Origin of the sequence: Bradyrhizobium sp. 139 (assembly GCF_023074175.1) — a bacterium.
In the GTDB taxonomy this organism is placed as follows: domain Bacteria; phylum Pseudomonadota; class Alphaproteobacteria; order Rhizobiales; family Xanthobacteraceae; genus Bradyrhizobium.
Map to the genome: position 1 here is coordinate 84748 of NZ_JADPKS010000144.1, position 23646 is coordinate 108393.

Genomic DNA, 23646 nt, shown 5'->3' on the forward strand with positions numbered 1-23646 from the left:
ATTTGAAGCAATTTCCGCATGATGGCAAGCATCCGCGGAGGAATTGAGCAGGAGGAGCCGCCGTGACCGACATCAGCATTGAAGCTGTAACGGGCAAGCTGAACCGGGCCGGCTATGATGCCTTCATACAGGCCTTGCGCCACGCAAAGAGCGCCGGCAATCGAAACGTCGAGCTTGCGCACTGGCTGTTTCACATCCTGCAGCAGGAACGCAACGATCTCAGCCTCTCGGTCGATCACTACAAGCTCGACCGGGCGCGCTTGCTGTCCGACCTTGCCGGCGTGATCAACGGTTTTCGCAAGAACGAGACCGACATGCCGGGCGTCGCCAATTCGGTCATCGATCTGCTCGATCGCGGCTGGCACTATGCCACACTCTTCTTTGGCGAGACCCAAATCCGCACCGGTCATCTGCTTGTGGCAGGCCTGAAATCGAACGATATTCGTCGCACGCTGAACAACCTCTCGCAAGAATTTGCCAAGGTCAACGTCGACGCACTAGCCGCGGAGCGCCGCGCCGTCTGGGCCGGCTCCGACGAGGAGACCATGCGGCCGATGGATGGTTCGGGCCTGGTCGGTGCCAGCACGGAAGGCGCGGCCCAAGCGGGTCCCAAGGGAACGACGCCACTCGACCGGTTCTCCCAGGATCTCACCGCCAAGGCCAAATCGGGCGATATGGATCCGATCCTTGGCCGGGACGAAGAAATCCGCCAACTGATCGACGTGTTGATGCGTCGGCGGCAGAACAACCCAATCCTCACCGGCGAGGCTGGCGTTGGCAAGACCGCAGTTGTCGAGGGCTTCGCCCAGCGTATCGCCGCCGGCGACGTGCCGCCACCGCTCCGCGGCGTAAGGCTTTGTGCGCTCGACATCGGCCTGATGCAGGCCGGTGCCTCCATGAAAGGTGAGTTTGAGCAGCGCTTGCGGTCGGTGATCGACGAGGTCCAGAGCTCACCTACCCCCATCATCCTGTTCATCGATGAAGCCCACACACTTATCGGCGCCGGCGGCACGGCCGGCACTGGTGATGCGGCCAATCTACTGAAACCTCCCCTCGCCCGTGGCACACTGCGCACGATCGCTGCCACCACATGGGCAGAATACCGCCAGTATATCGAGAAAGATCCCGCGCTTACACGACGCTTCCAGCCGATCCAGATCGACGAACCGGACGTGGAGACCTGCTGCATCATGCTGCGCGGACTTCTCGGTCCGATGGAAAAGCACCACGGCGTTCGCATCTCGGATGCTGCAATCGTCGCAGCGGTCAACCTGTCCCACCGCTACATTCCTTCGCGGCAGTTGCCGGACAAGGCGGTCAGTCTGCTTGACACCGCCTCGGCACGCGTGGCCATCAGCCAGAGCGCGACGCCGGCCCTGATCGAGGATGCACGCGTTGCGATTGCCGCTCGTGAAGCTGAGAGATCAGCACTCGTCAGCGACAGCGATCTTGGGATTGAGGACAGCGACCGCATCACGGCGATCGACCAGGACATTGCGGCACTGAAGGACAAGCAGACAAACCTCGAATCCGATTGGGCCACAGAGCAGGAACTCGTCAAGGATATCCGGAGCACTCGGGCAATTCTGTCCCAGCCCAAAGAAGGCGAAGATCCGACTGTCAGGCGCGCGGAGCTGCGCGGAAAGTTCGATACGCTTGAGAGCATCAATCCGGAAAAGCGGATGGTCTATGCCCATGTAGACCAGCAATCGGTGGCGTCCGTTGTCTCTGATTGGACGGGCATCCCCGTCGGCCGGATGATGCGCGACGAGATCGAAACCGTGCTGAAGCTACCGGAGATCCTCAACCGGCGCGTCGTCGGCCAGTCTCATGGGCTGACGATGATCGCCAAGCGGATTGAGACCAGCCGCGCCAAGCTTGACAACCCGTCGAAGCCGATTGGCGTGTTCATGCTGGCTGGTCCGTCCGGAGTGGGCAAGACCGAAACCGCCCTAGCGCTTGCCGAGACCCTTTACGGCGGCGAGCAGAACATGATCACGATTAACATGTCGGAGTTCCAGGAAGCGCACACCGTCTCGACCTTGAAGGGAGCACCTCCCGGCTATGTCGGCTATGGTGAAGGTGGACGCCTCACGGAGGCTGTTCGGCGCAAGCCCTATAGCGTTATCCTGCTCGACGAGGTGGAGAAAGCTCATCCCGACGTCCACGAGATCTTCTTCCAGGTGTTCGACAAGGGGACCATGGAGGACGGCAACGGGCGGCGGATCGACTTCAAGAACACCTTGATCATCCTGACCACCAACGTCGGCACCGATCTGATCATGGGCCTCTCGCGCGATCCGCGGTATCGAAGCGAGCCGGAAGAGCTCGCCAAGGTGCTGAGGCCAGAATTGCTAAAGGTGTTTCCCGCAGCACTGCTCGGACGCATCGTCTCGATACCGTACTTCCCGCTATCCGACGAGATGCTCGCCGGGATCGTTCGGTTACAGCTCGACCGGATCGGACGACGCCTCCGCGACAATCATAACGCGTCCTTCGGCTACGATGACGCGGTCGTAGAGCACATTGTGTCGCGTTGCAACGATCCGGATTCAGGCGGGCGAATGATTGACAATATCATCACCAACACCCTGCTCCCGGAGCTGTCGCGCGAATTTCTCAGCAAGTCCCTTGCCAAGGAAGAAGTCAAGCAAGCGCGGGTCTCGATCGAGAACGACAAGTTCGCATATTCGTGGAATTGAGGACGATGAACATTCAAACCGAGCATCGCCACCCGAGCACCGGTCCCACGCCATACGACGAAGTCTACTACCCCGGCCACGTCTACGGGCTCACTCATCCGAACCATCTTGCTACCATTGCCGCCGTTTACGGCATGGAGCCGGCTCCAGTCGAGCGTTGCCGGGTGCTGGAGCTTGGCTGCGGCGTTGGCGGCAACCTGTTGCCGATGGCCTTTCAATATCCAAACAGCACGTTCGTCGGTGTCGACTTGAGCCGCGTGACGATCGAGCGCGGCCAGCAAAATCTCGCCACATTGGGTCTCAGCAATATCAAGCTCCTCCATTGCGACATCATGAATGTCGACGCAAGCTTCGGGCAATTCGACTACATCATAGCGCACGGCGTGTATTCCTGGGTGCCGCCGGCGGTGCGCGAGAAGATGATGATGATCTTCAAGCAGAACCTGGCTCCGCGCGGGGTGTGCTACGTCAGCTATAACGCGCACCCGTTCTCGCACCTTCGCGATATGGCCCGCGACATGATGCGGTATCACACCCGCCGCCTCACCGATATGAAGGAGAAGGTAGGACAGGCCCGCGCGATCCTGAAGTTCCTGAGCGACGGCTCGAAGCCCAACTCGGTGCACGGCGCGGTTATGCGCGACCAGTACAACCGCGTCCTCAAGTCCCCCGACGAGCTTTTATTTCACGACGATCTCGATGATGGCGCCGAGGCCTTCCTGCTGCATGAGGTCGCCGAAGACGCAAGCCGCCATGGCCTGCAATATCTGGGCGACGCTGATTTCTCACGACGCTATCTTGGCGGCTATTCCGAGGAGGTTCGCGCAACACTGCAGCGCTTCCCGGAAAGCGAGTTCATGGCGCGCGATCAATATCAGGACTTCATCGACGGCAACGGCTTTCGGCGCACCTTGCTCTGCCACGACAGCATTTCGCTATCCCGCCAGATCGACCTCGATTTCGTTACCCGGTTCCATTTGCTGAGCCCGACCAACCCGATCCATTCCGACTCCTGCGTGACCGACGATTCCGCGATGGAATTCGAGAACCAGGACGGCAGCAGGGTCACGGTAACCAATCCGCTCTTGAAGGCCGCGTATCTATGTCTCGGCCGAGCTTGGCCGCGAGCATTATCATTTGACGAGTTGCTCGATGCCGCCCGCGCGCTGCTGGGCGATCAGCAGGCAGCTGATGACCAAAAGGTGTTGACTGAGGCGATGTTCATCCTGGCTTGCAGCGGCGAGGTTTCGTTCCTGCTGTCGCGTCCCTTTTTGGTGAAGGAAGCTACCGAGCATCCGCAGGCGAGCCTGCTCGCGCGAAGACAAGCGCAAACAGGTCCGCTCGTCACCAACCTCCTCCACCAAACAGTGCAGTTGGAGGACGACCGGACCAGGGATTTCCTGCAACTGCTCGACGGTGCGCGGACCATCGACCAGATCACGGCCGAAATGACCGAAAAATTCGGCCCGACCATCCGGATAGACCAGAAGGATGGAGCCGGGCAGCCAGCCGAGCCGTTGCTGCTGTCAACGCGAGAAAGCGTTCAACGCTCGCTTGCGATGGTAGGCAAGCTGGGCCTGCTGGTCGCGTGACGCGCTCAAGCGCACGGCTCCGTTGGCGATGAACGGCAGGAGTTGGAAGGTCCTGCCATTTCCTGAAACGGATGCGCCCCCCGGCAATCTAGCCGTCGTGGGTATATTGCTGGCCGAGGAGCCATCCCGTGAGAATACCGCCGGGTCCGCTGGTATAGACCGGATCAAAGCCAACACCTGCGCGCAGCATCTTCCATTCATGCTCCCCGACCCGGGGAATCCCGGGATCGCCCTTCTGATACTGGGACAGCAGTGTTCGGGCGACTTCTGCGGCATTGGCGTAGATCGGTCCGTTGGCCCAGCGAGGGCGGGGCAGGCCTGTCATGCGGCAATAGAGCGCCGTGCAGACATAGGCAGACGCCTCTTCCGCATTGGCATCAAGGCCGGTGCGCAACAGATCGTATGCCGCATGCAGGCTCTCGTGGACGATATAGGCCGCGTCCAGCCGGCCCGTCACCGACACGACCTCAAGCGTAAGCGCATGCGTGCGACCGCCGGGCCATTGAGTACGTCTAATACCCTGCTCCGCAGTGACATTGACCGTCCTCACTGTTCACACTACCCCCCGGATGGTGGTCGCCGTTTCCGATCGGCGGGTTCAAACACTGCGCTGGCGCGACATGACTTCGAATGACCTGGGCCGGGCGCCAGCTTCATCGAACGAGCCGGCATTGAACCCGAACCCGTCCGGGCGAGACCAATCTGCGGCGAGGATTGCCGCGGAGAGCGCCCCATGACGACGACTGATCCGACGACGACCGACACTTACCGGAAGATCGCGGCGCGACTGACCATGCTGCGGCCGCAGATCGATTTGAAGAATTATTTTGCCGGCGCCAACCCGAATGTGCGCCTTTATGACGAGAAGCCCTACATCCGACACCAACTCGAGAAGTATGGTGTCGCAGCCGCGACGACCACGCTCGACGGCGTCACCTTCCTGCCAAAGGACTGGGAAGAGCTGATCAAGAAGCTGCGCATTGCCAAGACGACGGACGGATTCGACGCGTTCGCCGAAGGGCAAAGTCCGGAGAAGGCGTCGCATTGGGCGCTCGATCTGTCGATGGCGGCAACGATCGGCAAGGGGTTTCGGGAGATCTGGCGCCCAAAGCTGTCCGACAAGCCACTCTCAACGCGGGATCTCCCGGGCCGGCACGGCTTCGGGCTCGGACGCGACCGCGGACAATGGAGCGATGCCTACGGCTCGCAATTCGGCAAAGACCCGCAGCCCCAGGACATCACCTCGCTGCATTTCGCAGTAGCACCTGATCGGGTGAACGTGCACATCGACGAAACGGGCTTCGTGTTCGAGGGCGTGGACGGTGCCCTTACGGTCGGGCCGAACTTCGTGCATCACGCCGGCAATGAACTGTTCTGGAAGAGCAACAAGCATATACCGCAATGGGCGGCGGAGCACATCGACCTGATCCTGCCGAACAGCGCGAACGACTTTTCGCGCCTGGGCATTTCAGTCGACATGTACCAGCGCAAAGACTTGCGCGTTACGGTCACCGGCTCCTGCGGAGTTTTCGGCGGTTTCGAGTGCTCCGGAACCGTGAGCGTCAGCGGCACGCATGATCTGCTCGGCTCGAAGTCAAAAGGCCGGCGCTAAAGCAAGTACTGCTCGTTCGACATTGCTCCGTGTCTACGCCTCCAAGCTACGAATGAGGCTCCTCGATTTGCCACGGCCAGTTCGTGGCCCGAATGAATGGACCCATCGAACCGCCTCGAGGTAGCGGCGATCTCAGCAGAGAGGTCTTACATTGCCGAACCAGGAAAGGCCGTTGAAGCCTGTCGTCGAAAGCTATGTACCGCCATCAGGACTCCGGCATGCGGTGACGGCAGGCGAGACCTGGATATCCCTCGCCAAGCGGATCGGCATCGACCCCTGGGACCTCATCGAGTTCAATTTTCCCGGCATCAAGCTCGTCAAACAGCGCGATTTCCAACAAGCCACACGACAGGTGAACTGGTACCTGGCCGAGTATGTAGGCTGCCGCACGATGTCGCCCGACCGCCAGAACTTTGCGTTCTCTTCCGGTACGACCGGCGGGAAAGGCGGGTGGCGAGGGGGATTCATCTATCTGCCGCCGGGTACGCCGCCTGCCCCGCCGATTGCGCCCACTCCACCGGTTGCGCCCACCCCAGCAGCTCCGACCCCGCCGGCATGTGAAGGAAGCCGACCCGACTTCGCGCGCGTGCTGGACGTCAGCGAACGGGATTTCGCGCGCAACGTCTTTGGTCCGACGCTGCCGCCGTGGGAGACAATTGCGATTACCAATGGCCTGGGAGCAGGCGGAAGACCGTGGACCAACGATGGACCGTTCTTTAGGGGAAGCAATCCCATGGTGCCAAGCATGCGGTATGCCATCAATCTAGGCAATGTCGCGTTCAGTAACATGGCATCGCCTAGCCCCACCTTCGGCCTCTTGTGCGACGACTTCGGTCGCATTTGCGACCTCTTCGTGCACGAAATGACCCACGTGTGGCAGGCGTTCAACGATTCAAACTGGACGATGGCGCGCTCCTTCTGGGCGCAGACAATCGGTGCCGGCTACGAGTACACGCCGGGCGATTCCTGGGACTCATACAACGTCGAGCAACAGGCACACATCGTTGAAGATTGGCACAAGTACAAGATCAGTTCTCCGATGCTTGCCGAGGAGCGCTATCCGTACGTCCGGCTCGTGATCCGCTCTGGACGCCTCACTTTTCCTCGCGGGCTGGATCTGGTGGCATTGAAAAAGGACCTTCAAGATCTGCGCGCAAGGCACCTGGACTAGAATCTGCTGCAAAGGAGTGATCCGGAGTCTGCTTAAATGATGCACGACCACGCCGAGAATCCGACGCGGTGCGGTAGCGCATTCGTCTTCTCGAGATTATTTTTCCGACTTGTCCGGCGTGCTGGTCAGCTTCGCAGCGCAAGCACACGGAGAAGAATTGCGCGGCCGCCATGCGACAGGCGATCGTGAAACAGTTCGGAGAGCCGGTCTCCACGCTTCCGCACCGAGAACCTCTTCCCGAGCTCATGGGCGCGAGACAGCGAGCAATAGAGAAAATCACGACGTAGCCGGCGCAGGCGGCTGCCATAGCCTCTAACATCGGTGCTCGCGTAGACCTCCATCAGGGCGCGTATCAAATAGTCATCGCTCGGATCAACATAAGCTTCGTGGGAAACGCTCGATGATCGCATGGACACGGGTTCATCGCTGGACAGAAATAAGTTCCTGCGGGTCAGCCCATCCGATACGCCCGTCGCTTCTTTGGCGAAATTTCCATAGTTCACAAAAGGCAGCGCAGCGAGTTGCCGGCGCAGATTTTCGAGCGTCGCCGACGGGATCCGGACGCCGTTGCCCGCGCTGGTGTCGAGCTTGTTGGCGCGCACCGTGGCGTAGAGGTCGCCCCAGAATTTGTCCCAGGGGGCGGTGCCGCTGCGTTTAGACGACGGATTCCAGCGAACGCTATATGTCGTTTGAGTGAGGTAGGCCGCCAGTTCGCCCATGTGGCGCGTAACAGCGCCGTCGGGATCATAGACGTCGATCATGGCGTGGACGCATTCATGCAGGAGCAGCGCCCGATCGCTATCATTTGCGGGAGGCGACTTCTTCTGCGTCAACAGAACATCCGTAGCCTGATCGTAGAAGGCGAGATCCTGAGTTCCGCCCTTCACCAATATATTTCCGGCACGAATGTGATCGCGAACTGTCGTCAAGTATTCGCCCTTGATATGGATCTTGTCGACGTAAAACTCGATGCCAAGCGCTACCGAGTCACTGAGTGTGTCCAGGACGTCGCCTTCGGTCAGTGGCATGACCTATCTCCCTTGCGTGGTCGAGCAATAGTAGTCCGGCTAGGCTCCGGCAAAAGAAACGGCGGGTTACTCCTGACTGGACTTCGGTCGGTGTAGTCGGGAAGATTTGCCAGTATCTCCTTCACGTGCGGCCCGCATCCAGCCGAAAGCATCTGACGCCCCCCGATGAAAATCGGCAGTTGTGTTGCTCGCGTTTCGATGTGTCGCTAACGCCAGGCATGGTTCCATCGAAGAGCAGGCGGCACGCATCGCCAGTATACCCAATGCGCCGCAACTCGTCATCGGCGCTCGTCACGATGCGCCCGCCGTGGCTCGCAATCGTTGGGTCTACGACGTCTTGGCAGACGGTTTTCTGCGTCGCTAGCGCGCCGCGCCCGTCATCGCCATAAGGCGTTAATAGCTAGCGACATCCACCGTCAGAATAGCCTCCACTCGACGTACAACTCGCTCGCCCCCGCAGCCGCCAACGAAGTCCAGACCGCAAAATCGACGCCAGCACATTGCCCCGCATGGCTAATTTCCAGTATGTTGCTGGCCCAGCCCGGCGAGCAATGATCACGGATGGGTTATCCCTGGCGCGGCGGACCGGACGCGACACTATCGTGATTTAAGGGTGGGGAAAGCTATGGCAAGCTTCGCTCAGTTCTTGCAGGATTCTGGTGTGTACGCGGCGCAAAGCTTCGTGATCGTTCCTCGGGGAGGCTTCAACCTGGTCTGCCTGCGCGACAGCAAGGACGTTCGCCTATCGTATGATCGCGATCGGTTACAGGTTGAGGATGTGCGCTTCGAGCAAGTCGAACGCGTCGCTCAGGAATACATCAACACTCGCTATGGAGAGCAAAAAAGCCAGGAGCGCGACGATCAATTGCAGCGCCTGCGTACAGCGCTATATGGCACCGCGCGGCCGGACGGCAGTGCGCGCGGCCTCAAGGTCGTTGCCAAAGGTGTCGGTATTCCCGAACTCAAAGCCGCGCGCGGCAACACGGCCATCAAATTGGAGGTCGCCATTCTGCCGCGCAAAGACTTCACCATCGCGTTCAGATTCCTCAAGCACCTCGATCAGTCAGGCAAAGTGGTCAACGCCACGAAATGGACGCCGGATGACGTGCCATGGTTCCTCACCAGGCTGAACTGGGTGTTCGGGGCTCAGACCAATATCTTTTTCACGCTGGTCGATGCCAAATGGATTACGGTCCAGAAAGCCTTGGGACCAAAAATTTCGCGGGATGTTTTTCGAAAGGATATCGTACCATTGAAGAGGCGCGGCGCCGATCTCACCTGCTTTCTCGTCGGCGACTATGATGCAACGGATACTGAGGCGGCTGGGGAGTATCTGCCTGATGAGCAGGTATTCGTGGTTGTTGACCAGGGTAATCCACCCGTGTTCGATCTTGGCGAAGCGTTCATTGGTGTAATGGCGCACGAGATCGGCCACTTCTTGCACCACAAACGAAACATGCCCGGGAGTGGACACCATAACCGAAGCGGTATTTTGCTTTCCAGTGGCATGGAAAGCTTGTCCTTGGACAAGCAACTCGTCGCCAACTTCAACGCATGGTGAGAGCACTCGTTCTCGGTATCCCTTTAGCACGTTGAGGTTGCGGTCAGCGGCGGCAGTTCGTTTGAATGCCGAACGCCTGTTTAAGCCTGCGCTGGCGTAGGTTTTCCAGCCAGTCACCCCGTGCCTTCGCGGGAGATCGGCGTGCAACCTGGGGCGTGTCCCGTTCGACGGTAACAGGTCCCCCTCACCTATCGCGACCTTCCCGCGATCTTCTATACGAGCGGCCCGGAATGGGATTGCGTATGAAGCGGCTTGCTGAATTCGCTCCCAACCTCGATCTGTTTGGCCAAAGGCTCGTGGCGCGTGAGCAGGGCGCATGGATCATCACGGACGAAGGCCGCGCTTTCCTTGCCGCGGTCGAACATGGGGCAACGTTGCGTCCCGAAGCCGCTCCCGATGATCGAAGCGCGACCGGTCCACCCCAACGCTGGCTCCCTTGCCTTCATCTCCTTAGCGCCTCTACGAACGTCACCAACGGCGGCGTAAGAAGCGCTCGCGTTGCCTAACGCTCTGCCTAAAACCCCTTCGCGAAGACGGGACCACTTCTGGACCAGGCGTCGCCCCCGATTCCGGTACCAGCATCGCCGGCATGAAGCTCGTGTGCTGATCTGCGGCATCCGTCGGCTCGGGACGAAACGCTCGCCGGCATCGCAGCAGCAACGAGCGCGAAACGCCATATCGCCGCGCCGTCGCCGCGGCCTGGCGCGGCGCCTGTAAGCTCTCCAGGACGATCTTGAGCTTCTCATCCTCGGACCGGCGCCGCCGCCGGCCTGTATCCACTACTTCGAGCCGTTCGACTTGGGCACTGCGCCTATCACTGTCCATAAGGACAGTTCTCAACAACACGCCTCACTCGGCAAGGCGGCCTTCACCGGACGGATACCGTGGAGTCCTGTTCTCCGCAGGAATACCCGGCGCGAGGAGGTGGCGCGCGGCATCGATCTCGATAATCGCATTGGCACCAAGTTCCTGCATGCGGACCGGGGCTTCAGCGGTTCGCGCTTTCCGAAGGACATCAAGGCCCTGACCAAAATCGCGCAGGACATGACGTGAGCTTGCATCGGCGAGTCCGTGCTGGCGGTGGCGCGGAAAGTGAGCCACCTGCTCTGCGGCGCTTTGCGCGGCAAGACCATGGCTTACTATACGGCCGTAGGGCAGCCCCTACTTTTTAAGGACTATTCCGTTCGCCCGCGCCATTCGTCTCACCGAACCAGCGTAGCCGGCTAAGCTCCGCCGCTATCTTTGATGCGCCAGCTCCATCCCGGGCCAGCTTGATCAATTGGTGGATCTCGCTGATCGTCCATTGTTTCGGCTTCGGTGTTTTCATGCTGCGGGCCCGAGGATCGAGACAAGTCAATCTGAACCTGTAGCTGCCAACACTTGGGAGTTTTACGGGTGATACGTAGGGTGATCCCGCCCATCCAGCCTTGACGCTGCGCAAAGGATTCGCAGCGCAACCAGCGCACGGGCCTCGCGGCCCGTAGTTGTGCGACGTGGCTCGTTGCCCCTGTTAGCACATTTGCGCACGCGTCGTTGCAGAGGGTTGAGTTTAAACTCTACCACTCCACTCAAAGCATTTTGATGCGGTCGACTTTTTCAGGCGGAGGCGGAATTGAGCGTCAAAGCCATCATGGCGATGAGCCTCAAGGATCAACTGATCCACCGAGGTGTTTTGCGGTCGGAGGGACGCAAGTTACGGCGGACACGAAAATTGTTTTGACCAGCGCAACTGCGAATAGTTGACCTTAAGGACCTTTTTCACGTCTAAGGCTGCGTATCTTGCTACCGCAAAAGCAAACCGATGCGTCATTTGGGCTTTCGGCCTGCACTGTGGCGGCTGAAAGAGCAAGGGCTAACAGGAACCTCGTTCCCCTGTCATAGTTAATGGCTCGGCCAAGGAGATTGTCCGATGTCTCATGCCATCCCTTTGGTTCTCGCCGCGATCGTCGCGAGTTCATCTCTTTTGGTCCTGGCGCAAGCAGGCGGCGCAAATGCGGGGTCCGCGGGTGCGGGCACGGGGACGGGAGCGAACAGTGCCAACGCTGGCCCGTCGGCGCCTGCTGGGATGGGGACGAGTGCAGGCAACGTTGGTCCGTCAGCGCCCCCAGGAATGGGGACGAAAGACACCGCCACGGGCGCAAATCTGGGCACTAACGGCCAACCGAGAAATCCCAACGTTCAGCCCGCCACGCCGGCGAAGTCGCGGGCGGCAGCCCAGGCCGCAAGAAATGCCGGGGTCGGTCACGCTCAAAATGGTCTGCCGATCGGCGCGCTTGGGACCGGCACGAGCAATGAGGACCAGCTGATCATTGGCCCGTCGTCCACCCGAAACATCTCCCCGCCAGCAGCACGGGCCGAAGGAAATGGTCTGCCGATTGGAACGCCCGGCAAGGGCACCAGCCTTTCGGACCAGGTAAGCCGGCCGCGCGCCGCAGGAGCTGGCAATAAGGTGCTGGACGCGAAGGCGCAGGTCGAGCGACGAACAACCGTTTCGTCCAAACGCATTCCCGTCCGGGTAAAATCAGGTTTGTAGTCTGCGAACTAGGCGGTCACCTGTTTTGCTTCCGCGGTCGTCGCGGCAATCTCTTGAAGGTGATCTGGCATGACGGCCAGGGCGCCTGCCTGTTCACAAAACGCCTGGAGCGGGGTCGCTTCATCTGGCCCAGCCCCGCCGAGGGTGTGGTGACGATCTCATCGGCGCAGCTCGGCTATCTGCTGTCCGGGATCGACTGTCGGCCCCCACCAGAGACGTGGCGGCCGACATCGGTCGGATGAGGATTTGAGCTTGCGGATCGCCTCGCGGAGCGCGCCGCGCGCCTCCAAGCGGAAGCAGTCGCGGCGAGCGCCAAGGCGGAAGCTGCCAATGCCAAGGCGTCCGAGGCCCTGATCAGTTACCTCAAGCTCGAGATCGAGAAGCTGCATCGCCAGATTTACGGCAGCCGCTCGGAGCGCAAGGCACGTCTCCTGGAGCAGATGGAGCTTCAGCTCGAAGAGATGGAGGCGACCGCAACCGAAGACGAACTGGCGGCCGAGAGGGCGGTGGCTCAGACACAGATCGTCAGGTCCTTCCAGCGCAAGCGGCCGATCGGCACCGTGGTGTCATCGCCATTCGGCCGCTCGGCGGCCAAGGCATGTCGCACAATCAGCCCATAGAGCGACTGCAGAGCCCCCGCGCAGGCGCCGACCTGGTCGGCCAGTGTCGACAGGCTCAGATCAATGCCCTCCCGGGCGTAGCGCTCGCTCTGCCGGTTCAAGGTTTGATCTCTATCCGAGTCGACAGCGGCTATGGCTCGGCCGAGATGCTTGCCTGGCTCGTCTATGAGCACGGCATCGAACCGCACGTTCCAGTCTTCGACAAGTCGGCCCGTACAGACGGGATCCTCTCGCGCGACGACTTCACCTATGATCACGTCGGGGACGTCTATCGTTGCCCCGGTTGGCGCGCGAGATCGCAAAATCATGGGAGGGCCGCACTTCGCGCCGGCTCCGGAAGAATATCGAGATGCTGTTTGCGCACCTCAAGCGCATTCGCAAGCTCGATCGCCTGCGACTAAGGTAAGGAGCCAAAACTGAGGAGGGGACGACTATTCCCAACGACTTCGCGGTCTTGTGGTTGACCATCAGGATGCTGGCCTACTTGATTGGCAGATCGCCAGCCTAACACCTTTTGGGATCTTCCCAGCGCAGAGGACTGCGCTCCGCAGAATCACCGACTTACGATTGCTACGTATGCAAAGTGAAGGGTTATCGGTATTTTTGAACCGTCCAATACAATACGAAGGCTTTTGGGATGATATCCTGCACCAATCAACGTCCCAGTTCTGCCAGACAACCGTGGTCCCGCAGAGGGCTTTACCTCGATGCGAGAACCAATAACAAATTGATCCTTGATTGAGAGAGGCTTTTGCATCGCTGGCACCTGCACCAAATTTTAAATCGATCCGATCCTCAGGGCAACGGTTTCTTGACCAAAGCACCGAACGCGGTGGTTGCCGCTTTCATCATCAGCGCTTTCCAACAAGGATTCCCGGCGGCTTTCACCCGCGGCGGCCGTTGTTTCGTGCTCCCATTTGCTACTTCGGACCGGCGAAGAGGTGGCAATAGCGACACTACTTAGTAGCAGGCGTATTTTGCGCCCGGCCTGCATCCCTTCTTAGCGACCTTGGCTTTAGCGGACGCGTTTTGCTGAGCCAGCGCTGGAGGCGAATAGAGCGGCGCGACGGTGGAAACGCGAACAGGATTAGGACTGCGAGTAGATCGATTTCATCGAAGCTATCTTTTCTTGACGGGCAGAGATTTATCTGCCATTTTAAATCATCGATATTAATTTAAGATATTTAAATCTGTTTTTTCAACGTTTATTTTCAATTGCACTCGCGCCCGCTGGGATGGAAGATGATCGACGAGAAAATTGTTCGTTTGAGCGCACATCAGAAGAACATTGAGCGCTATGTGCGCTTGCTCCAAACGACGCTAACCGAGGTTGAGCGGCAGTACATTGAAAGACGCCTGACCGAAGAACAATCGGCCACGGCACGCCTGTCTGCCTCGTCGCTTCAGATGGCCATTGAGGCCAAAGTTGCCAATCGGGCTTGCAACTGCCTGCCCAGCTTCAACGCCGCAGAATAAAGCTAACAGTGGTTATCCGACATTCAGTGCGCCACTGCACCGCCAGCGGGGATGCACAGAGATCCGTGCGGCGGCGAGTATCTGCGCAAGCGGAGACGGGCCGATATACAACTCATAGCTGGCATGGCCAATCGAATCATGGCCAATCGGATCCGGTGCTAAAGGCCGGCAATTCTCGGCCGTGCGAGAATGCGCCGTGACGCCCCCGCGCGCTTGCTGTCGCTTCCAAAGCTGAAAGACAGGCTGGGCAGCGGTGGCCTCTCTGATCCGGAGACTTAGCTCAGACTAACCTTCGGATGTGTCTCGGAGGGCAACTTGAACAGCTTTGCGGATCCGCTCACCTTGGCTGGGATCGATGGCATCCAAGTGGTAAATTCGGCATAGCAGGCCGTTAATGCGCCTTACAATGACCCCGTTACTGCAATGCCGGTTGCGCGCGCGCACCAGCTGACGGCGTACCTCGAACAGGTCCAGGCGGCGAAATATTCGCGATTGTACCATGCGAGTTAGATCCAGCATATGTCAGCTTGAATTTTGATACCTAAGCGCGGCTCTCGCCAATCCCGGCTCGCGGTTATCGCGTATCGAATGACTACAGACTTCAAACAAATCCACTGCCGCCCGTAAAAGCTCGTTTCAATTAACTTGCGAAGTGTTGTTAATATGGTTATTAATGTTTAATTAGTTAATTTGCAAATTCATGAATGGGGCGACGGCTTGAATACCCCATTAAGCCAAAAGTCCGATGTTGCCGGATCTGAGGTGGCTTGGGAGCCCTTTAGTTTCCCTGAGCCCGCCCCAACTCACGCACTCATCATTCCAAACGCGCATCTCCTGTTCTCGGGGGAATATGCACGTTCGGGCCACGATCTCATCATTTCCGATCCTAACCATCGGGTCACGATTCCCCATTACTTTCTCGGTGAGAAGCGTTCGCCGCTCAGCTCGGCGGATGGCGCGGTGCTCGATGCGAGAGTCGTTGAAGCCCTCACCGGCCATCAAACCTTTGCGCAAGCCGGAGGAAATGCCGCCGCTGGAAAGGTGATTGGCCATGTCGCGACCATAACCGGAAGCGCCAGCATCGTTCGCAACGGCGTTACTATCGAGGCGAACAATGGGGATGTCGTCTATCAGAACGATGTCGTGCAAACGGGAAGTAGCTCTAACCTCGGTCTCGTTCTGATTGACGGCACAACGTTCAACCTGAGTGCCAACGCCCGCTTCATGTTGAACCAATTGGGGTATGAAGATCAGACTAGTGCGAGCGGCACCTTAGTTAGTCTGACGAGTGGCTCGAACCATTCGCTGTTCACGCTCGTCCAGGGTGCGGCTACTTTTGTCGCTGGCCAGGTTGCCAAAACGGGTGACATGCAGGTCGCGACGCCGACTGCCGTGATTGGAATTCGCGGGACGGCAGTCCTTCTTAACGTCGATGCCGTGGATGGGCAGGTCTCGGTGTCCGTTGCCGATCAGCAAGACGGTCAGGTTCATTCCGTGCAGGTCTTCAAATGCGTCCCAACGAACTTGCTTCAAGGGGTTTGTACCGCGGGGGATCCAATCGGGATAGTTACCAGCGACGGTCCATCGCTGACCATCACCCCAACTGCCAATTTCGAGGTGATCACCCAATCCATCAGTAAGAGCCCAGGCCAGGTTGCGCAGGAATTCAGCGCTTTTCAGCAGGTGTTGACGACCTACGATATCGGGAAGCAAATCGCTCCAGATACTCCGGCACCTAGCGACGGCAAGCGAGGAGATGCCGATACAAAGTCGCTGCAGAAGTTCGCTGGGAGCCCGCCCCCGTCACCTACCGAGGCTCCGACTACTGTTGTTGCAGACGACATGAGGGGCCAAGCCGGTGGCGGATCGATCACTCCAATTTTTGTGACCCTCGCTTCCATCACGGGAGATTCTACGTCCGCATCGAAGCCGCTCGTCCCCACTTTGGACACCTCGCAAGCTGCTGTCGTGACCTCGTTCGTACCGGTAATTATCAGCAGCGCTGGCGGTCCAATCAACCATGGAAATCAGACGATCAGCGGAACGGTTGATGTCGCCTTCGTTGGAAGCACAGTGACGCTGTACGACACTTATAACGGCGTCACCACGCAAATTGGAACGGTTACTGTTGGCTCTGGCGGCGTTTGGAGCATGGCAGTCACTCTGGCAGGTGATGGCGACCACAGCATCGTGGCTTTGGACCCAAGCTCCAACGTTACCACGAGCGTACCTGTTGTTTTCACCTTGGATACAGCAGCACCCGCGGTCGCGATCACCAGCGCGGGCGGACCGGTCAGCCAGGCCAGCCAGACCATCACCGGCACGGTCGACGTGGCCGATGCCGGCGCCACCGTCACCATCCTGGACGGCACCACCGCGATCGGCACCGCGATCGTGCAGGGCAACGGCAGCTGGAGCACCACGGTCACGCTCAGCAGCGGCCCGAACGCGCTGACCGCACGGGTGAGCGATGCGGCCGGCAACACCACCACCAGCAGCGCAGTGCTCTATACGCTCAGCACCACCGGCCCGGCCGTGACCGAGGCCCTGGTCGCCGACACCGGCAGCTTGGCCACCGACCATATCACCGCCAACCCGGCGCTGAGCGGCACCGGCCTTGCCAACACGGTGGTGCACTTCACCATCGACGGCAGCCCGGTCGCGGCGACGGCGACCACCGATGCGCAAGGGGCCTGGTCGTTTACGCCGAGCGGGCTGGCCGACGGAGCGCACACCATCGTCGCGAGCCAGACCGATCCCTTCGGCAACACCGGTTCGGCGTCGCTGAGCTTCACGCTCGACATGGCGGCGCCGACGGTCGCGATCACCAGCGCGGGCGGACCGGTCAACCAGGCCAGCCAGACCATCACCGGCACGGTTGGCGTCGCCGATTCGGGCGCAGCCGTCACCATCCTGGACGGCACCACGACGATCGGCACCGCGATCGTGCAGGGCAACGGCAGCTGGAGCACCACGGTCACGCTCAGCAACGGCCCGAACGCGCTGACGGCACGGGTGAGCGATGCGGCCGGCAATACCGCGACCAGCGGCGCGGTGGTCTATACGCTCAGCACCACCGGCCCGACCGTGACCGAAGCCCTGGTCGCCGACACCGGCAGCTTGGCCACCGACCATATCACCGCCAACCCGGCGCTGAGCGGCACCGGGCTCGCCAATACGGTGGTGCATCTGACGATCGATGGTGTTCTCAGCACCACCACAGCGACCACCGATGCGCAAGGCGCCTGGTCGTTTACGCCGAGCGGGCTGGCCGACGGAGCGCATACCATCGTCGCGAGCCAGACCGACAGCTTCGGCAACACCGGTTCGGCGTCGCTGAGCTTCACCCTGGACACCGCAGCACCCGCGGTCGCCATCACCAGCGCGGGCGGACCGGTCAACCAGGCCAGCCAGACCATCACCGGCACGGTCGACGTGGCCGATGCCGGCGCCACCGTCACCATCCTGGACGGCATCACGACGATCGGCACCGCGATCGTGCAGGGCAACGGCAGCTGGAGCACCACGGTCACGCTCAGCAGCGGCCCGAACGCGCTGACGGCACGGGTGAGCGATGCGGCCGGCAATACCGCGACCAGCGGCGCAGTGGTCTATACGCTCAGCACCACCGGCCTGGCCGTGACCGAGGCCCTGGTCGCCGACACCGGCAGCTTGGCCACCGACCATATCACCGCCAACCCGGCGCTGAGCGGCACCGGCCTTGCCAACACGGTGGTGCACTTCACCATCGACGGCAGCCCGATCGCGACGACGGTGACCACCGATGCGCAAGGCGCCTGGTCGTTTACGCCGAGCGGGCTGGCGGACGGAGCGCACAGCATCGTGGCGAGCCAGACCGACAGCTTCGGCAACACCGGTTCGGCGTCGCTGAGCTTCACGCTCGATACGGCAGCGCCGACCGGCGGCTCGCCAGACCTGACGGCAGGATCGGACAGCGGCAGCTCGAGCACGGACAACATCACGTCAGCGACCTCGCCGAGCTTCACGGTGGCGCTGAACCCGACCGCTGCGATCGGCGATACGGTTCAGCTGTTGCTGGGCGACTCGCCGCTGGCGCATCCGGTCACGCATGTGATCACGCCGGCCGACGTGACGGCAGGTAGCGTCAGCCTGACGGTGACCGCCGGCGATCTCGGAGCCGATGGCACCAAGCAGGTCGCGGCGCAGTTCAGCGATGCCGCCGGCAACAGTTCGACGACTGCAGCGCTGAGCTTCACGCTGGACACGGCAGCACCCGCGGTTGTGATCACCAGCGCGGGCGGGCCGGTCAACCAGGCCAGCCAGACCATCACCGGCACGGTTGGCGTCGCCGATTCGGGCGCAGCCGTCACCATCCTGGACGGCACCACCACGATCGGCACCGCGATCGTGCAGGGCAACGGCAGCTGGAGCACCACGGTCACGCTCAGCAACGGCCCGAACGCGCTGACCGCACGGGTGAGCGATGCGGCCGGCAACACCGCGACCAGCGGCGCAGTGGTCTATTTGGTGGGCGTGCCCGGCGCTATTCTCGGCGACGCCGGCGACAACACCCTGACCGGGACTGCCGGAAACGATGTATTCGAGGGCTTTGGCGGTAGTGACATAATCAACGGCTTGTCGGGTGTCGATCGAGCGGTTTATGTCGACGCGACCGGCGGCATCACCGCCGATCTGACGGCAGGAACCGTGACGGGTCCAGGTGTCGGCACCGACACGTTGATCGGTATCGAAGCCATCCAGGGCAGCAACTTTGCCGATCACTACTCGGCGGTCGGCTTCAGCGGCAATTCCGGGGTGCCTGGTACGCCAATTGGCTTCAACAGTTTCGAAGGCATGGGCGGAAACGATATCATCGCCGGCACGATCAATCCTTCCGGAGAGAGACTGACCCGGATTTCCTATATCAGTGCGACAGCGGCAGTCGTCGTTGATTTCGGCGCGGAAACGGCGAACGGCGATGCGTCAGTTGGCAATGATACCTTCACCAACGTCAATTCGGTCATTGGGTCAGCATTTGGAGACACGCTGCGAGGCAGCGATAATCCCAACGGCACTTTCGAGCAATATGACGCTCGTGCCGGCAACGATCTGATCGACGGCCGTGGCGGCTATGATTTCGCTGTCTATAACAACGATGCCGCCACTACCACGGGCGTAAGCGTCAATCTTGCAGCCGGAACCGTCACTGGCGATGCGACGATTGGGACCGATACGCTGCGTTCGGTGGAAGCCGTCCGCGGCACCAACTTCGCTGATACTTACGATGCCACCGGTTTCAGCGGCACTAGCACCAATGCCGGATCGAGCGGCACCTTCAACAACTTCGAAGGCATGGGCGGCAACGATACCATTATCGGCAACGGCAACACCCGAATCCAATATACGCAATCAAGCGCCGGCGTGACGGTCGATTTTCTGGCAGGCACTGCGATCGGCGACGCTTCGGTGGGAACCGATACACTCACCGGCGTCAACGCCGTCGTGGGCTCGATGTTTGCCGACAACTTTTTGGGCAGCGGCGCCAACGAGAACTTCATGGGCCTTGCCGGGGATGATTTTATCGACGGAAAAGGTGGATTCGACACGGCGCAATATGCCAACCTCACCTTCACGACGGGTGGGATCAGCGTTCACCTTGCAGCTGGAACGGTGACCGGCGACGCCTCGAGCGGCACCGACACCTTGCGTTCAATCGAAGCCATTCAGGGCACTAATTTCACCGACGCTTATGACGCGGCTAATTTCGGAGTCACCGGGGCGATCGATCCCGCCACCGGCCTCCCCTACGTTAACGTCGGCAACAATGGCACCTTCAATCAATTTGAGGGAATGGGCGGTAACGACATCATCACCGGCAACGGCAATACCCGTCTGATCTATACCAGTGCAACCGGCCCTGTGACGATCACGTTCAATCTCAATGGTTGGACCAGCACCAGCAGCGGCGCGTCGGGTACCGCAACTGGTGATGGATCTGTAGGCACCGACACCTTCTCCGGTGTCAGCTCGGTATCGGGGTCGTCGTTTGCCGACACCATCACCGGCTCGAACAATCCAAACAACACCCCGGAAGAATTTGCCGGTCGCGCTGGCAATGACTTCATCGACGGCAAGGGTGGGTTCGACAGAGCTTTCTACAACAACGATGGCTCGGCTTCAGGTATTCAAGTCGATATGGCTTCGGGCGTGGTGACCGGCGACGCTGCGATCGGAACGGATACCCTCCGATCGGTCGAAGCAATCCGCGGGACGGCCTTCGCCGACACTTATGTCGCGACCAATTTCGGCGTCTCCGGGCCCAATGCCGGCGATTTCGGTACTTTCAACGAGCTTGAGGGGATGGCCGGCAATGACACTATCTCCGGCAACGGCAATACCCGCATCGCATTTTACAATGCTCTGGATGGGGTGACCGTCGACCTCGCCGCCGGCAACGCTCACGGGACGGCATCTGGTGACGCCGCGGGCACCGGGACAGACACGTTCACCGGCGTGAATGCCGTCCGCGGTTCTTCTTTTGCCGACGTCATTCTCGGCGATGCCAACGCCAATACGCTCGACGGGAGGGATGGCGACGACCGGATCGACGGCCGCGGCGGCGCCGATACCCTGACCGGCGGGAACGGCTCCGACACCTTCGTCTACGCCGATGGGGGCGGAGCAGACACCATCACCGACTTCGATCGTACCCAGGGCGACACCATCGATCTGACAGGGTTGTCCGGCATCTTCACGCTCGCAGACGTTCAGTCGAGATCGACGGTGAGTGCTGGCAATACCACAATCAATTTCGGGAGTGGAAATACGCTGACGTTGGTTGGTGTAACAAGCCTCCAGCAAAGCGACTTCATCTTTCCCGATGTCACTAACGGCACCTCCGGCTCGGATGTGCTGCTCGGAACGAGCCAAGCAGATGCAATTTCCGGTCTTGCAGGAAATGATCGGCTTCAGGGGTTTGGCGGCAACGATCTGCTCGATGGCGGAGCCGATTTCGACCGCGCTGTCTACACCGATGCCACGGGCGGGATCTCCGTCAACCTTGCGGCTGGCACGGCATCCGGTCCGGGAGTGGGTACCGATACGCTCGTCGCGATCGAAGGTGCGGTTGGCAGTGATTTTGCGGACACGTTCAATGCGACCGGTTTCGCGGGAGCCACCGGTACTCCCGGTACGCCCGTCGGGTTTAACGAGTTCGAGGGTCGGGGCGGCAATGACACCATTCTAGGTGCCGTGAACCCTTTGGGCGCGGCTTTGACGCGGGTTTCTTATGTGAGCGCGACCGCCGGTGTGACTGTCGATATCTTAGCCGGAACGGCGGATGGAGATGGATCCGTTGGTCACGACACGTTTGTTGGCTTGGGGATCCACGCAGTCTGGGGCTCTTCGTTCGCCGATACCCTTTTTGGAAGCAACAATGGATTCGGTACGGTCGAGGTATTTGCCGGGTTCGCTGGCAACGACGCGATCGACGGTCGCGGCGGGTTCGACCGCGTCGACTGCAACAACGATCCGACCACGACGTCAGGTATCGCTGTCAATCTCGCTGCTGGCACCCTGACAGGGGATGCCACGGTTGGTGCTGATACACTTGTGTCGATCGAAGCTGTCCGCGGCACCAAATTTGCTGATACCTACAACGCCTCCGGATTTAGCAGCACCAGCACGAACTCGGGGTCATTGGGGACCTTCAACGAGTTCACCGGCGAGGGCGGCAACGACATCATCACCGGCAACGGCAACACGCGCATCGGATTCAACAATGCGACCGCGGGCGTTGTGGTGGACATAGCAGTCGGCACGGCTACCGGGGACACCTCGGTTGGAAGCGATACGTTCACCGGCGTGAATGCCATCATGGGCACGATGTTCAGCGATTCCCTGTCGGGAAGCGGCATCAACGAGACATTTACCGGACTTGGCGGCAACGACACGATCGACGGGCGCGGCGGCTTCGATGCCGCCAGCTACCACAACATCTATCTTTCGACCGGCAGTGTCAGCATTGACATGGCGACCGGCACGGCTACGGGCGACTCCTCGATCGGCACGGACACGCTGCGTTCGATCGAGGCTATCCAGGGAACCAACCTTGCCGATACCTATGTGGCCACGGGCTACGGCCTCGCAGGCGCTGTTAACGTCGGCAACAACGGCACCTTCAACCAGTTCGAAGGACTTGGTGGTGACGATGCCATCACCGGCAACGGCAACACGCGTCTGACCTACGCCAATGCGACCGGTCCCGTGACGATCACCTTCGGCCTCAATAGCTGGACCAGCACCACCAGCGGCGCGTCGGGTACCGTAACCGGCGATGGGTCCGTCGGCACCGATACCTTCTCAGGTGTTGGCTCGGTGTCAGCGTCGTCATTCGCCGACACCATCACCGGCTCTAACAATCCTAATGGTACAGCGGAAGATTTTGCCGGTCGCGGCGGCAATGACTTCATCGACGGTAAAACTGGTTTCGACAGGGCGTTCTACAACAACGACGGTTCTGCGGCAGGCATTCAAGTCGATATGGCTTCGGGCGTGGTGACCGGCGACGCTTCGATCGGGACAGACACTCTTCGATCAATTGAGGCAATCCGCGGGACCAGTTTCGACGATATTTTTGTCGCGACCAATTTTGGTACCTCGGGTGCAAATGCCGGCGATTTCGGGACTCTCAACGAGTTTGAGGGAATGGACGGCAATGATGGCATTACCGGTAACGGCAATACCCGCATTGCATTCTATAATGCTCTGGATGGGGTGACCGTCGATCTTGCAGCCGGCAACTCCCACGGAACGGCCTCCGGTGACCTCGCAAGTGTCGGGATAGATACGTTCACCGGCGTGAATGCCGTCAGGGGCTCAGCTTTCGCTGACTTCATTTTCGGCGATGCCGGCAACAACACGTTGGATGGGCAAGCAGGAGATGACGTGATCCAGGGACGAGGAGGCGCCGACACGTTGATAGGAGGAGCGGGAAACGACCAATTCGTCTTCGCTGCGGTTTCAGACTCTACGATAGCAAGCCACGATACGATCAGCGATTTCGTTCATGGTGCGGATATCATCGACACCTCGGCGATCGCGGGAGTGTCGGTTGTCCAAGGATTGGTAACCGGGAGTGCCCAAGTCGCGGCGCATAGTATCGCGTGGATTCAGAGCGGCGCGAATGCAATTGTCTACGTCAACAGCTCGACCGCTGCACAGAGCCAGGGATCGGCGGATATGGAAATCGTCTTGACGAGCGTCACTGCGAATACTCTGGACGGTCAGGACTTTCTCTTCCACGTCTAACCACGCATCGCTGCTCCTCACAACTGCTTTGGCGGCCTTGGTAAAGGCCTGGCAGTTTCC

General features: G+C 60.1%; 11 protein-coding genes and 4 pseudogenes. 12 read left to right on the forward strand and 3 right to left on the reverse strand.

What is annotated here, in order from left to right; translation table 11 throughout:
- The first annotated feature begins 62 nt into the window (after positions 1-62).
- Together tssH and IVA80_RS31330 are read left to right on the forward strand one after the other, a co-directional pair.
- Entirely contained in the window at positions 63-2702 is a 2640-nt protein-coding gene (gene tssH, locus IVA80_RS31325) for a type VI secretion system ATPase TssH (RefSeq protein ID WP_247438712.1), read from the forward strand.
- A 5-nt stretch (positions 2703-2707) separates the two neighbouring features.
- Positions 2708-4294 (forward strand): class I SAM-dependent methyltransferase, encoded by a 1587-nt coding sequence (locus IVA80_RS31330; RefSeq protein WP_247438715.1) that lies wholly within the window; start codon positions 2708-2710, stop codon positions 4292-4294.
- Between the two features lie 88 nt (positions 4295-4382).
- Here the strand turns inward: IVA80_RS31330 and IVA80_RS31335 are convergent, their stop codons facing one another.
- On the reverse strand, positions 4383-4751 hold the full coding sequence (locus IVA80_RS31335; protein WP_247438717.1) for a hypothetical protein: 369 nt from the start codon (positions 4749-4751) through the stop codon (positions 4383-4385).
- A 276-nt stretch (positions 4752-5027) separates the two neighbouring features.
- Between IVA80_RS31335 and IVA80_RS31340 the strand changes: the two genes are divergently transcribed.
- Complete coding sequence (locus tag IVA80_RS31340) at positions 5028-5906, forward strand: hypothetical protein (RefSeq protein WP_247438719.1); 879 nt, start codon at positions 5028-5030, stop codon at positions 5904-5906.
- Positions 5907-6078: 172 nt separating this feature from the next.
- Positions 6079-7077, forward strand: coding sequence for a hypothetical protein (locus IVA80_RS31345; protein ID WP_247438721.1), 999 nt, complete (start codon positions 6079-6081; stop codon positions 7075-7077).
- A gap of 125 nt (positions 7078-7202) precedes the next feature.
- Here the strand turns inward: IVA80_RS31345 and IVA80_RS31350 are convergent, their stop codons facing one another.
- Positions 7203-8105 carry a hypothetical protein gene (locus tag IVA80_RS31350; RefSeq protein ID WP_247438723.1) on the reverse strand — a complete coding sequence of 301 codons (903 nt, stop codon included), beginning with the start codon at positions 8103-8105 and terminating at the stop codon, positions 7203-7205.
- Between the two features lie 625 nt (positions 8106-8730).
- Here IVA80_RS31350 and IVA80_RS31355 point away from each other — a divergent pair.
- The 5 genes and pseudogenes from IVA80_RS31355 to IVA80_RS31380 all read left to right on the forward strand — a co-directional run.
- A complete protein-coding gene (locus tag IVA80_RS31355; protein WP_247438724.1) occupies positions 8731-9666 on the forward strand; it encodes a hypothetical protein in 936 nt (311 codons plus the stop codon).
- A gap of 918 nt (positions 9667-10584) precedes the next feature.
- A pseudogene (locus IVA80_RS38500) lies at positions 10585-10803 on the forward strand (UDP-glucose 6-dehydrogenase); the annotation flags it as partial.
- Between the two features lie 973 nt (positions 10804-11776).
- The gene (locus IVA80_RS31370) at positions 11777-12199 is read left to right on the forward strand and encodes a hypothetical protein (RefSeq protein ID WP_247438726.1); all 423 of its coding nucleotides are present in this window, start codon (positions 11777-11779) and stop codon (positions 12197-12199) included.
- A gap of 20 nt (positions 12200-12219) precedes the next feature.
- Positions 12220-12441: an IS66 family insertion sequence element accessory protein TnpB gene (gene tnpB / locus IVA80_RS31375; RefSeq protein WP_256467546.1), complete on the forward strand. Its 222-nt coding sequence runs from the start codon at positions 12220-12222 to the stop codon at positions 12439-12441.
- Positions 12442-12468: 27 nt separating this feature from the next.
- Positions 12469-12750 (forward strand): annotated as a pseudogene (locus IVA80_RS31380) (IS66 family transposase); the annotation flags it as partial.
- On the opposite strand, the pseudogene IVA80_RS31385 reads toward IVA80_RS31380, so the two are convergent.
- Positions 12750-12932: pseudogene (locus tag IVA80_RS31385) on the reverse strand (transposase); the annotation flags it as partial. The pseudogenes IVA80_RS31380 and IVA80_RS31385 sit on opposite strands and share 1 nt — an antisense overlap.
- Before the next feature lie 3 nt (positions 12933-12935).
- Between IVA80_RS31385 and IVA80_RS31390 the strand changes: the two are divergent.
- The 3 genes and pseudogenes from IVA80_RS31390 to IVA80_RS31400 all read left to right on the forward strand — a co-directional run.
- A pseudogene (locus tag IVA80_RS31390) lies at positions 12936-13222 on the forward strand (transposase); the annotation flags it as partial.
- A gap of 839 nt (positions 13223-14061) precedes the next feature.
- The gene (locus IVA80_RS31395; RefSeq protein WP_247438727.1) at positions 14062-14295 is read left to right on the forward strand and encodes a hypothetical protein; all 234 of its coding nucleotides are present in this window, start codon (positions 14062-14064) and stop codon (positions 14293-14295) included.
- Between the two features lie 717 nt (positions 14296-15012).
- The gene (locus tag IVA80_RS31400; RefSeq protein WP_247438728.1) at positions 15013-23586 is read left to right on the forward strand and encodes an Ig-like domain-containing protein; all 8574 of its coding nucleotides are present in this window, start codon (positions 15013-15015) and stop codon (positions 23584-23586) included.
- The last annotated feature ends 60 nt before the right edge of the window (positions 23587-23646 follow it).

Coding starts and splice junctions, on each gene's coding strand:
- IVA80_RS31330 (WP_247438715.1), top strand. CDS start 2,708: ATGAACATTCAAACCGAGCATCGCCACCCGAGCACCGGTCCCACGCCA.
- IVA80_RS31340 (WP_247438719.1), top strand. CDS start 5,028: ATGACGACGACTGATCCGACGACGACCGACACTTACCGGAAGATCGCG.
- IVA80_RS31350 (WP_247438723.1), bottom strand. CDS start 8,105: ATGCCACTGACCGAAGGCGACGTCCTGGACACACTCAGTGACTCGGTA.
- IVA80_RS31355 (WP_247438724.1), top strand. CDS start 8,731: ATGGCAAGCTTCGCTCAGTTCTTGCAGGATTCTGGTGTGTACGCGGCG.
- IVA80_RS31370 (WP_247438726.1), top strand. CDS start 11,777: ATGGGGACGAAAGACACCGCCACGGGCGCAAATCTGGGCACTAACGGC.
- IVA80_RS31395 (WP_247438727.1), top strand. CDS start 14,062: ATGATCGACGAGAAAATTGTTCGTTTGAGCGCACATCAGAAGAACATT.